This is a genomic window from Pseudomonas sp. AC112 (genome assembly GCF_979253545.1).
On record NZ_CEEDCM010000001.1, the window covers coordinates 4,971,649 to 4,983,158 of the forward strand.

At 62.5% G+C, this 11,510-nt stretch carries 10 protein-coding genes; 3 read left to right on the forward strand and 7 right to left on the reverse strand.

The genetic code is table 11. The features are described 5' to 3' along the window. Window positions 1–13: 13 nt before the first annotated feature. The 6 genes from AC0IYN_RS23155 to AC0IYN_RS23180 form a co-directional block, all read right to left on the reverse strand. Window positions 14–967 (reverse strand): sugar-binding transcriptional regulator, encoded by a 954-nt coding sequence (locus AC0IYN_RS23155; RefSeq protein WP_078048907.1) that lies wholly within the window; start codon window positions 965–967, stop codon window positions 14–16. A gap of 62 nt (window positions 968–1,029) precedes the next feature. Next, complete coding sequence (locus tag AC0IYN_RS23160) at window positions 1,030–1,830, reverse strand: SDR family oxidoreductase (RefSeq protein WP_457248472.1); 801 nt, start codon at window positions 1,828–1,830, stop codon at window positions 1,030–1,032. A 17-nt stretch (window positions 1,831–1,847) separates the two neighbouring features. Further along, entirely contained in the window at window positions 1,848–2,612 is a 765-nt protein-coding gene (locus AC0IYN_RS23165; RefSeq protein ID WP_471843417.1) for an SDR family oxidoreductase, read from the reverse strand. Window positions 2,613–2,772: 160 nt separating this feature from the next. After that, window positions 2,773–4,284: a sugar ABC transporter ATP-binding protein gene (locus AC0IYN_RS23170; RefSeq protein WP_471843419.1), complete on the reverse strand. Its 1,512-nt coding sequence runs from the start codon at window positions 4,282–4,284 to the stop codon at window positions 2,773–2,775. Between the two features lie 15 nt (window positions 4,285–4,299). After that, window positions 4,300–5,232, reverse strand: a complete 933-nt coding sequence (locus AC0IYN_RS23175) for a sugar ABC transporter substrate-binding protein (RefSeq protein ID WP_034106571.1) — start codon at window positions 5,230–5,232, stop codon at window positions 4,300–4,302. A gap of 51 nt (window positions 5,233–5,283) precedes the next feature. Next, window positions 5,284–6,291, reverse strand: a complete 1,008-nt coding sequence (locus AC0IYN_RS23180) for an ABC transporter permease (protein WP_471843421.1) — start codon at window positions 6,289–6,291, stop codon at window positions 5,284–5,286. A 363-nt stretch (window positions 6,292–6,654) separates the two neighbouring features. Here AC0IYN_RS23180 and AC0IYN_RS23185 point away from each other — a divergent pair, with 363 nt between their 5' ends. From AC0IYN_RS23185 to AC0IYN_RS23195, 3 genes are read left to right on the forward strand one after another with little or no spacing between them, the layout of a single operon-like run. Next, entirely contained in the window at window positions 6,655–7,491 is an 837-nt protein-coding gene (locus tag AC0IYN_RS23185; protein ID WP_457239484.1) for a transketolase, read from the forward strand. Continuing rightward, window positions 7,481–8,413 carry a transketolase family protein gene (locus AC0IYN_RS23190; protein ID WP_457239485.1) on the forward strand — a complete coding sequence of 311 codons (933 nt, stop codon included), beginning with the start codon at window positions 7,481–7,483 and terminating at the stop codon, window positions 8,411–8,413. Before AC0IYN_RS23185 ends, AC0IYN_RS23190 begins: the two co-directional genes overlap by 11 nt. Before the next feature lie 5 nt (window positions 8,414–8,418). Then, window positions 8,419–9,894: an FGGY family carbohydrate kinase gene (locus AC0IYN_RS23195; RefSeq protein ID WP_457239486.1), complete on the forward strand. Its 1,476-nt coding sequence runs from the start codon at window positions 8,419–8,421 to the stop codon at window positions 9,892–9,894. Between the two features lie 541 nt (window positions 9,895–10,435). Here AC0IYN_RS23195 and AC0IYN_RS23200 read toward each other — a convergent pair. Beyond that, window positions 10,436–11,380, reverse strand: a complete 945-nt coding sequence (locus AC0IYN_RS23200; protein WP_471843424.1) for an aliphatic sulfonate ABC transporter substrate-binding protein — start codon at window positions 11,378–11,380, stop codon at window positions 10,436–10,438. Window positions 11,381–11,510 lie beyond the last annotated feature (130 nt).

The window sequence follows — 11,510 nt, forward strand, 5'->3', positions numbered from 1 at the left end:
TCTCCAAAGAAGGTTATTGGTTGAGGGCCTGTGCGGTGTCCAGGTCGGTGATCAGGATGTCCAGGTAGCCGCCCTTGAGCGCGCCACGAATGGCCTGGACCTTGTTCAACCCACCGGCCAGGCCGAGCACACGGTGGATGGCGCGCAGCTTGGGCAGCGCCACCGACACGACGAATTCTTCGTCTTCCTCCAGCACCGGCTTGCCCTGGGCATCGAAGTAGCGCAGGCAGATATCGCCCACCGCGCCGCGTTCGGCAAGCAGGCGCAGCATGTCTTCGGTGTAGTAGTTGCCGCTGTTGCGCAGCAGTTGCGAGGGCTCCAGGTCGCCGATGCCGACAATCGCCAGGGTGATGCTGTCAAAGCGCTGCAGCACTTCCTTGACCTCTTCCATCTGCACGATGCGCTGCTTGCTCTCCACCGATTGCTCGATGCTTTGCGAGGGCAGCAAAAACGCCGGGCAGTTGAGCAGGGTCGCCAGGCGCTGGGTGAGCAAGGTGGCTTCAAACGCCCCCTTGTGGCCGACGCCACCCAACAGTTGTACCACTTCCTGGGCAGCCTGTTTGCCGGGTTGCGCGTGCAAGTGGCCAACCATGGCGCGAATGGTGCTGCTCCACGACGAAATACCGATATGGTCCTGGGGCGACAGGCTGGTTTCCAGGTAGTGGGCGGCAGCCGAACCGATGGCCTGCTTGATGCTCTCGTCATTGCCGGGCTCGGTGGCTTCCACCACGATGACCCGGCGCACGCCGTAGCGGCGTTGCAATTGGGTTTCCAGCTCCAGGTGCAGGCCTTGCAGGCGCATCACGGTGATCTTCACCACGCCGTCCTGCAGCGCCCGGCGCAGGGCGCGGCTGATAAAGGATTGGGACAGGTCCAGTTGCGCGGAAATCTCGGACTGCTTGAGCCCTTCTTCGTAATAGAGGCTCGCGATCTTGGTGATCAGGCGCTGTTCTTCGATCTGGCTCATGAAGGCCTCAGGGCTCTTTATAGTAAAAGGCATGACTCAATGGCCGTGAGGATACCAAACCCTTACGACATGATCAGGCCGCCGTCGATATTGATCGCCTGGCCGGTAAGGTAGGCCGCATCGTCCGACGCGAGAAACGCCACCAGGCCCGCGACATCCGAGGGTTTGCCGGCGCGGCGCAGGGGAATGTTCCTGACCCATTCGGCCATCAATTCACCCTTGCCATAGCGTTTCTCGTCGGTGCTGAGGATCTCGCCCCACACCCGGTCGTTGTAGTCCCACATCTCGCTTTCGATGATACCGGGGCAGAACGCGTTCACCGTGATGTTATGCCGCGCCAGTTCCAGCGCCAGGCTTTGCGTGATGCCGATCACGCCCATTTTGCTCGCGGCGTAGTGGGGCGTGTAGATGAACCCCTGGCGGCCCTGGCCGGAAGAGGTGTTGATCAGCCGGCCGCTGCCTTGCTTGACCATGTACTTGGCCGCTTCCCGGCAGCCGAGCCACACCCCGGTGGTGTTGACCTGCAGCACCTTGTCGAAATCGGCGCGAGGCATTTTGTCGTAGTGGTCGATGGTGATGATGCCGGCGTTCTGCACCGACACGTCGATGCTGCCAAACCGTGCGTGGGCCTCGCGGTAGAGCTTTTCGATATCGTCTTCACGGGTGACGTCGATGGCCAGGGCCAGGGTGTCGACGTGGTATTCCTGGGCCAGTTGGTCAGCAGTGAAGGTCACGCGTTCCAGGTCATTGGAAGCCAGTACCAGGTGGGCGCCTTCTTGGGCGAAACGCTCGGCAATGCCGGCGCCAATGCCCCGGCAAGCGCCGGTGATCACTACAGTTTTACCGCTGAATCGTTGCGACATGACAAGGGCTCCCAGGGTTACCAGCAGACAAAGCCGCCATCGACCAGCAGGTCGACACCGGTGCAGAAGGACGAGGCCTGGCTGACCAGGAAAATCGCCGGGCCGACCATTTCTTCCACGCTGGCCATGCGGCCCATGGGCGTGGTCTGTTCAAAGATCTTCACCTGGTCGGCGACTTCCGGGCGCGAGTTCATCGGCGTGGCGGTGTAGCCCGGGCTGATGCAATTGACGCGCAAGCCCTTGTCGGCCCATTCCATCGCCAGGCTTTTACTCAGGTGAATCACGCCGGCCTTGGAGGTGTTGTAGTGCGCTTGGAGCAAGCCGCGGTTGACGATGCTGCCGGACATCGAGGCGATATTGACGATGGCGCCCTTGCCGCGAGGCAACATCACGGCGGCCTGGGCCTGGCAGCTGAGGAAGATGCCGGTGAGGTTGATATCCAGGGTGGTTTGCCAGCGTTGCAGTTCGAGGTCTTCGGCGGCCTGGGCATTGGCGATGCCGGCGCAGTTGACGGCGACGCTCAATGCGCCGAGTTCGGCTTCGGTGCGCGCTACCGCTGCATCCAGCGCGGCGCGTTCGGTGACCGTGCCGCTCAGGGCCAAGGCCTTGCGGCCGAGAGCCTGGATACGTTCGACGGTGCTGGCGATGCCGGGGCTGCCCGGTAGATCGAAACAGGCCACATCCGCGCCGGCCTCGGCCAGCCCGACGGCAATCGCCTGGCCAATGCCGCTGCCTGCGCCGGTGACAAAGGCGACTTGGCCATGAAGACTAAAAAGTTGCATGCACGACTCCCAATAGTGAACACACCACAGATCAAAACTGTGGGAGCGGGCTTGCTCGCGAAAGCAGTGGATCAGCTAATGAATGTGTTGACTGATACACCGCTTTCGCGAGCAAGCCCGCTCCCACATGGGTTCTTCGTTGTTTATGAGGGCAGGGCACTTACGCAGTGGCCATTTCCATCACCGACACCGGGGTGGCCTCGCTACGCGCCAGGATCCCCATCTGCCGGCCCCGGCTCATCACCATCACCCGATGGGACAACCCCAGCACCTCATCGAGGTCCGAGCTCACCACAATCACGGCCATGCCCTTGGCCGCCAGGTCCGCGATCACTTCATAGATCGCCGCCCGTGCGCCCACGTCGATGCCGCGTGTCGGCTCATCAAGGATGAACACCTTGGGATTGCGCGCCAGCCACTTGGCAATGATCACCTTCTGCTGATTACCGCCAGACAAACTCGAAATCCGCGACTGCGGCGCACCCTTCACCCCCAACCGCGCCACCGCCGTGCGGGCGAATTCGCGCAGCGGGGCAGGGAACACCCAGCCACGTTTATCCAACAGGTCGGTGTTGCCGTAGATCAGGTTGTCTTCGATGCGGTGCTCCACCACCACGCCTTGCTGCTTACGGTCCTCGGGCACCAGCACCACACCGGCCTGGATCGCCTCGTGGGGCGAGCGCAGGTGGCGCACCTCACCGTCCAGCACCATGTGGCCTTGGATATCTCGCGCCGCGCCGGCAATGGTGCGCACCAGCTCGGTCCGCCCGGCGCCGACCACACCGGCAATGCCGAACACTTCGCCGGCGCGCACGTTGAAGTCGATGCCGTGCAAGGCGAACTCACGGCAGGTAAGGTCCTTGACCTGCAACATCACGCGCTCCTGTGGCGCTTGCAGGGCTGGGAAAATCCGCTCCAGGCTGCGCCCGACCATCTGCTCCACCAGCTCGCGCACCGGCACCTGGGCGGTGGCGTGCAAGGCGATCTGGCGACCGTCGCGCAGCACCAGCACGCGGTCGGCGATGCGCGCGATCTCTTCCAGGCGATGGCTGATATAGATAAACGACACGCCCTCGGCCTTGAGTCGTTCCACCTGTTTGAACAACAACTCGGTTTCTTCCCCGCCCAATGCGGCGGTGGGTTCATCGAGAATCAACAGGCTGGCCTTGAGGGTCAGCGCCTTGGCGATTTCAACCAATTGCTGGGCCGCCACGCTCAGGCCTTCGACCTTGCGCGACGCTGGCACCTTGAGCCCCAGGCGCTCCAGCTGGATCTGCGCCTGGGCCTCCATGTACTCGCGGTCCACCCGCCCATGACGCATGGGCAGGCGGCCGACGAAGATATTCTCGGCGATCGACAATTGCGGCAACAGGCGGATTTCCTGGTGGATCAGGCCGATCCCGGCGCCCAGTGCCGCACCGGGCGAGGCCGGTGCGTAAGGCGCGCCGAGCCAGGTCATGCTGCCGCCGGCTTCAGGCTGTACCAGCCCGGCGATGATCGACGACAAGGTTGACTTGCCCGCGCCGTTCTCGCCGAGCAGGGCCAACACTTCGCCGGGGCGAATGTCCACGTTGACCTGCGACAGTACCTGCACCGGCCCATAGGCCTTGCTGATATTGCGCAGGCACAGCACCGCGTCGGCGTGGGCGGTGTCCAGGTCTGCTGCTTGCATGACGACCTCCAAGGCTTACGGGTGCTGCTGCAGGAACGGCGCGACGTTTTCTTTGGTGGTCAGCACGGTGGGCAACAGTTGCTCCTTGGGCACGGCCTTGCCGGCTTTCAGGTCGATGGCCGACGCCACGGCCAGGCGGCCCATCTTCTGGGTCTGCTGGGTCATGGTCGCGTTCAGCACGCCACTTTCCACGGCCTTGAGCCCGGCGACGTCACCGTCAAAACCGACCACCACGACCTTGTGATCAAGGTTGCCGACTTTCACCGCCTGGGCGGCACCCAAGGCCATGGCATCGGCACGGCCAAAGAACACGGTGATATTCGGGTCACGCTGGAGCAGGTCCTGGGCCACGGCGAAGCCTTTGTCCTGGGCCCATTCGGCGGGTTGCTGGGCGACAACTTTAAGGTCCGGGAAGGCTTTCAAGCCCTCTTCAAAACCCTTGGCACGATCATTTTCGGGGGTGGTGCCGAGCTGGCCTTGCAGGATCGCGATGCGGCCCTTGCCGTCGGTGAGCTTGCCGACGTACTCGGCCAGGGTCTTGGCCCCGGCCACGCTGTCACTGGCGATAAAGGTATCGCCTGGCGCGTCGGGGGCGTTGCGGTCGACGGCGATCACCGGGATACCGGCGGCTTTCGCAGCCTTGACCGGCACACCGGCGGCGGTGGCACCGGCCGGGATGTAGATCAGCACATCGATCTGGCGGGTGATCAGGTCTTCAATCTGGCTGACCTGGGTGGAGGAGTTGCCCTGGGCATCCACGGTAATCACCTTGATGCCCTTGGCCTTGCCCTCGGCTTCCACCGATTGCTTGATCTGGTTGAAGAAGTCGGCCTGCAGGTTGGCCACGGCCAGGCCGATGGTCAGGTCCTTGGCCCAGGTGGTGCCGGCAGCGGTAAGGGTGGCAGCGGCTAGTGCGGTGGCCAACAGCAGTTTCTTGGGGCTGAACATGTCGGTGACTCCTGGTTTTATTGTTGGAGGGTGTCAACTGTCGAACAGGTTTTAACGGGCAGTGCTGGAGCGGCGTCGCAGGGTGTCGATGGTCACGGCGAGGGCGATGACCACGCCGATCACCACTTGTTGAATGAAGGGCGACACACCGAGCAGGTTCAGACCATTGCGCAATACACCAATGATCAGCACACCGACCAGGGTGCCGCCGATGCTGCCGACGCCGCCGCTGAGGCTGGCGCCGCCAATCACCACGGCGGCGATCGCGTCCAGCTCCAGGCTCAGGCCGGCGCTGGGTTGGGAAGAGTCCAGGCGTGCTGCCAGGGTCACGGCGGCGATACCGGCCAGCGCACCGCTGATGGCGTAGACCCACAGGGTGATCGCACGCACCTTGATGCCGGACAGGCGCGCCACCTCCGGGCTGCCGCCCATGGCATACAGGTTACGGCCGCCGGCGCGAAAGCGCAGGAACACCCAGGCCACCACCAGCATCACCAGGAACAGCCCGACGGTTGCCGAGAGAAACCCGAAGTGACGCACCGTGGCCAGGCTGGTGAACCAGTCCGGGTAGCCGACGATCTGCCGGCCTTCGGTGAGGATGTTCGCCAGGCCGCGGGCCACCGACATCATGGTCAGCGTGGCAATGAACGGCGGCAGCTTGGCATAGGTGATCAACCCACCGGACACCAGCCCGGCAAGCATCCCGCTGGCAATCGAGATCGGGATCGCAAACCCCAGCGGCACCGCCTGGTCCTGGTAAAGCCAGCCGAGCATCATCATCGAGAAGGCCAGCACCGACCCCACCGACAGGTCGATGCCGCCGATCACGATCACTGCGGTCATGCCAATCGCGAGGATGCCCAGCACCGTGACCTGATCAAGAATGTTCAGGCCATTGCGCAGCGAGAAGAAGAATTCGGAACTGAAGGAGAAAACCAGCACCAGCAACACCAGGCCGATCAGCGGGCCGCCGATATTGCTGGGAAGCAGTTTCACCAACCGCGGGCGGTGGGGCGGCTTGAGTTCGGCCGGCTGCTGGACAATAGCTTTGGCGTCCACAGTGTTCTCCTGATTTATTTTTTTTTGGAGTGCTTTCAAGCGCCTTGAATATATATGCGTGCTTGACTGTTAATTCAGATTCCAGTGACACCGTGGCAAAGTCAAGCGCTTAATTTTTCCAGTATGCCTCTAGGTCGCTGCTTTCACCTGGCGCAAAGCCACGGGATAGATAAGCGCGGGTGGGATTTTGGCCGTTTGTCCGAGGGGTATTTCGCGGTTTTATTTCATTTTTCCACCGGTCACTCACTTGACCTGCTGAACGATCGGCGTCTAAATAGAAATATATTGTCACTACTGAATAAATATTCAAATACAGCTTTGCACACGTTCACCCCGCGTGGTCAGCCTCAAAGGAGCCGCTGCATGAATGCCTTCCAGTACGACGCCCACCAGATCAAAGAACAGGCCCGCCTTATCCGGCGCCACGTGATCCGCCTGAATGCCGACTCACCGGCTGGCGGCCACACCGGTGCCGACCTCTCGGAAACCGATATTCTCGCCACCCTGTATTTCCGCATTCTCAATACCGGGCCGGAACGCACCGAAGACCCTGAGCGCGATATCTATATCCAGAGCAAGGGCCACGGTGTCGGCGGCTTGTATTGCTGCCTGGCGCAGGCGGGCTACATTCCCGTGGACTGGCTGCCCACCTACCAACACTTCAACTCCCACCTGCCGGGCCATCCGGTGCGGCAGAAAACCCCCGGCATCGAACTTAATACCGGCGCCCTCGGCCACGGCTTGCCGGTGGCGGTGGGGCTGGCGTTGGCGGCGAAGATGTCCGGCAGCCAAAAACGCATCTACGTGCTGACCGGCGACGGTGAACTGGCCGAAGGCTCCAACTGGGAAGCGGCGATGGCTGCGGCGAAATACGGCCTGGATAACCTGTTCGTGATCGTCGACAAGAACAAGCTGCAACTGGCGGGCTTGACGGCCGACATCATGCCCCTCGACCCGCTGGACCAGAAATGGGCGGCCTTCGGCTTTCGTGTCAGCGAGTGCGACGGCAATGACGCGGGCGAGTTGATCGAGGCCCTGGAAAGCATGCAAACCAAGACCGGTGCGCCCCAGGTGCTGATCGCGCACACCATCAAAGGCAAGGGCGTTTCGTTTATCGAAGCCCGTCCCGAATGGCACCACCGCGTGCCCAAGGGTGATGAAATCAACGCGGCACTGGAGGAGTTGAGTCATGGCGAGTGAACATCTGGCGAGCGTCATGGTGGACGCCTTTATTGCCGCCGTGGATGCCGGGCTGGACGTGGTGCCGGTGGTCAGTGACTCCACCTCCACGGCCAAGATCGGCCCGTTTGTGCAGCGCTTTCCCGAGCGGCTGATCAACGTCGGCATTGCCGAGCAATCGTTGGTCAGCGTCGCGGCGGGCCTGGCCCTGGGCGGCAAGATCGCCGCGACCTGCAACGCCGCGCCCTTCCTGATTTCGCGCGCCAATGAGCAGATCAAAGTCGACGTTTGCTACAACCAGGCCAACGTCAAGATGTTCGGCCTGAATGCCGGCGCCAGTTACGGCCCGTTGGCCAGCACGCACCATAGCCTCGACGATATTTCGGTGATGCGCGGCTTTGGCAACGTGCAGATCTTTGCCCCGGCCGACGCCATTGAATGCCGGCAGATTGTCGACTACGCGCTGCGCTACCAGGGCCCGGTGTACATCCGTCTCGATGGCAAGGCGTTGCCGGACGTGCACGCTGGCGACTACCAATTCGTACCGGGGCAGGTGGATATCCTGCGCCAGGGTGCGGACGTGAGCATCGTCGCCCTGGGCTCGGTGGTGCATGAGGCAGTGGACGCAGCACGGCTGCTGGCGGAGCAGGGGATTCAGGCGCAGGTGATCAACCTGTCGTCGATCCGGCCGTTGCAGCGTGACGTGTTGCTCAGCGCCCTGAGTGGCACGCGGGCGGTCATCACCGTCGAGGAACACAATATCAACGGTGGCGTCGGCAGCCTGGTCGCCGAAGTACTGGCCGAAGCCGGGCTGGGCATTGCCTTGGTGCGCCTGGGCATCGGTGATGGCGAATATGCCGCCGCCGGCGCCCGCGAACCGACCCGCGCCTTGCATAACATCGACGCGGCTGGGATTGTGGCGGCTGCCACTCGGTTGCGGTGAATGCGATGACAGACAATACTCCGCTGATCCTGGCGATAGACGAAGGCACCAGCAACGCCAAGGCGGTGCTGGTCAACGAACGCGGGCAGGTGATTGCCCGGGGCTCGCGGCCGCTGAGCATCACCCATCCGCAGCCAGGGTTTTCCGAGCAGGACCCGCTGCTGATCTGGCACAGCACCCTGGCCGCCATTGAAGAATGCCTGGGCCAGGTGGATCGGCCGATCACCGCGCTGGCCATCAGCAACCAGCGCGAGTCGGTGGTGGCCTGGGACCGGCATACCGGCGAAGCGCTGTCGCCGTGCATCAGTTGGCAATGTCGGCGCTCGACCGCGTTGTGTGCCCAGTTGCATGAGCAGGGCCACGAGGCGCTGATCCTGGAAAAAACCGGGTTGGCCTTGGACCCGATGTTCTCGGCAGGCAAGTTTCGCTGGATTCTCGACCACCTTGAGGATGGCCACGCGCGCGCCGCTGCCGGTGATATCTGCCTGGGCACGGTGGACAGTTGGCTGCTGTGGAAACTCAGCGGCGGCCAGGTGTTTGCCACCGACTATTCCAACGCGGCGCGCACTCAATTGTTCAACCTGCACACCTGTGCCTGGGACCCGGCGCTGCTGGCACTGTTCAAGATTCCATTGGCCGCATTGGCGCCCATCCAGCCGAGCGCGGGTTTTTTTGCCGAAACCGTCGCGGCGGGTGGTTTGCCTGCTGGCATCCCGGTGATGTCGATGATCGGTGACTCCCACGCTGCGCTGTACGGGCAGGGCGGGTTCGCGCCGGGGCTGGTGAAAGCCACGCTGGGCACCGGCTCGTCCTTGATGACGCCCATGGGCGGCCCGATTGCTTCGACTCATGGCTTGTCCACCACACTGGCCTGGCATGACGGCGGCCAACCCACCTTTGGCATGGAAGGCAATATCGTCCACACCGGCGCCGCCGTGCAGTGGGCCTCGCGCCTGGTGGCGGGGGAATCCCTGGATGCGCTCACCGAGCAGGCTGCGCAACTGCCGGACAATGGCGGTGTGTATTTTGTGCCGGCACTGTCCGGGCTGGGTGCTCCGCACTGGCAGGCTGATGCGCGCGGTTTGATCTGCGGGCTGACCGAAGCCACCTCTGGCGCGCATATCCTGCGGGCGTCGCTGGAGTCGATTGGTTATCAGATTCGGGATGTCTTTGAGGCTATGCAGCAGGACATCGGCAGTCCGTTGAAGGAGTTGTGGGTGGACGGCGGTGCGACGCGTAACCGTTGGTTGATGCAGTTTTTGGCCGATCTGTTGCAACGTCCGGTGGTGCGCAGTCTATCGCCGGAAGTGTCGGCGCTGGGCGCGGCGCACTTGGCGGGGAGGGCATTGGGGGTGTGGGGGAGTGATGACGCGTTGGGCGCGCTGGAGCGGCAGCGGGAGCGGTTTGAACCGCAGGATGATCCTGCTATGGCGGGGCGTTATGCTGCGTGGAAAAAGGCGCTGGAGCGCACGCTGTTGTGACTGCCGACCACTCTCTAACTGTTGCCCCGCGATCCAACTGTAGGAGCTGGCTTGCCAGCGATGACGGCCTGACAGCCGGCCTGGATGTTGGATCTGACCGGGTACATATCCGTTACTTGGGTAGCGGCTGCTATGGGTTCCGCCCTTACGGCGGCTCACTTTTGAAGAGCGCAAAAGTAAGCAAAACGCTCTTGCCCCAACACTCGGCACCTCGCCTAGGCTCGGTGTGCCCGTAATCCGCCAGGTATTTGGGGGGCCGCCGCCACGCGCCATCCATGGCGCGGGGCGGCTAAACCGGCATCCCTGCCGGTTTACCCCCCAAATCCCTGTCGGATTACGGCCAGCGTGTTTGACGGGGCGCCTTAGATCAAAAGCAGGATCAAGAGCGACTCGCTTCGCATCGTGGATACGGGGGGCACCTTTTTGCCTGCGAATGACGCCCCCTGTAGGAGCCGGCTTGCCGGCGATAGCGGTAGATCAGCAACGGAAAAGCGGCTGACCCAGCGCTTTCGCCGGCAAGCCAGCTCCTACAATGGCTGCCTCAAGGCTTCCAGGTCTGTACATCCTTGGCATCCACGGCCTTGGGCAATAACCCCGCCTTGAAGAACGCATCGGCGATTTTCTGTTGTTCGCCCAACTGATCAATCGTCACAGGCTGCACTTGATAGCTGCGGTGCGCATTGGCTGCCTCAACCGTCGCGACATCCAGGTTGCCCCACAGCGGGCCAAGTATTTTGGCTGCGTCTTGTGGGTGGGTTTTCACCCATTGGCCGGTCTTTTCCAGTTGCGCGTACACCACGTTCAACACTTGCGGGTGGGCCTTGGCGTACGGCGTACCCGTCAGGTAGTAGCGCTTGTAGCTGGCCAGCCCTGCGCCGTCCGCCAGGGTGCGTGTTGGCAGTTGGCGCTGCACGCTGGTGAGGAAGGGTTCCCAGGTGACCCAGGCGTCGACCTTGTTGTTTTCGAAGGCTGCGCGGCCGTCGGCGGGTGACAGGTAGGCCGGCTCTATATCCGAAAATGCCAGGCCTGCCTTGGCCAGTGCGGCGATTAGCAGGTAGTGCGTGCCGGCTGCCTTGGTCACGGCGATTTTCTTGCCCTTGAGGTCCGCCAATTGCTGGATCGGAGAGTCGTTGCGCACCACGATCGCTTGGGCCGAAGGCGAGGGCGCTTCCTGGGCGAAGTAGGTGAGCTTGGCCTGGGCGGCCTGAGCGAAGATCGGCACGGTGTCGGCCACGTCGGCGCTGATGTCGACGTTGCCCACGTTCAGCGCTTCGAGCAGCGGCAGGCCGCTGGGGAACTCGTGCCAGCTCACGTCGATGTTGTCGGCCTTGAGGGCTTTTTCCAGGGTGCCCTGGGTTTTCAGCAGGGTGATCAGGGTCGAGGATTTCTGGTAACCGATGCGCACGGTTTCCTGGGCCTCGGCGCTCACGGCGACGGAAAAGGCCAGGAACCCTAATACAGCGGCGAGGGGACGACGTATGGACATGGCGTGCTCGATCTCTGACGAAATAGGACCGAGCTTAAGGTTCTAAAAACTATTCGTTAAATACTCTTTCGATCTGAGCTTAGGACGCTTTTCCCGCTCGCCTATGAATTGGGCATAACCATAGAATTAT

Bases quoted from the DNA above. Each gene is read 5' to 3' on its own strand.
- AC0IYN_RS23155 (WP_078048907.1), bottom strand. From the start codon at position 967: ATGAGCCAGATCGAAGAACAGCGCCTGATCACCAAGATCGCGAGCCTC.
- AC0IYN_RS23160 (WP_457248472.1), bottom strand. From the start codon at position 1,830: ATGTCGCAACGATTCAGCGGTAAAACTGTAGTGATCACCGGCGCTTGC.
- AC0IYN_RS23165 (WP_471843417.1), bottom strand. From the start codon at position 2,612: ATGCAACTTTTTAGTCTTCATGGCCAAGTCGCCTTTGTCACCGGCGCA.
- AC0IYN_RS23170 (WP_471843419.1), bottom strand. From the start codon at position 4,284: ATGCAAGCAGCAGACCTGGACACCGCCCACGCCGACGCGGTGCTGTGC.
- AC0IYN_RS23175 (WP_034106571.1), bottom strand. From the start codon at position 5,232: ATGTTCAGCCCCAAGAAACTGCTGTTGGCCACCGCACTAGCCGCTGCC.
- AC0IYN_RS23185 (WP_457239484.1), top strand. From the start codon at position 6,655: ATGAATGCCTTCCAGTACGACGCCCACCAGATCAAAGAACAGGCCCGC.
- AC0IYN_RS23190 (WP_457239485.1), top strand. From the start codon at position 7,481: ATGGCGAGTGAACATCTGGCGAGCGTCATGGTGGACGCCTTTATTGCC.
- AC0IYN_RS23195 (WP_457239486.1), top strand. From the start codon at position 8,419: ATGACAGACAATACTCCGCTGATCCTGGCGATAGACGAAGGCACCAGC.
- AC0IYN_RS23200 (WP_471843424.1), bottom strand. From the start codon at position 11,380: ATGTCCATACGTCGTCCCCTCGCCGCTGTATTAGGGTTCCTGGCCTTT.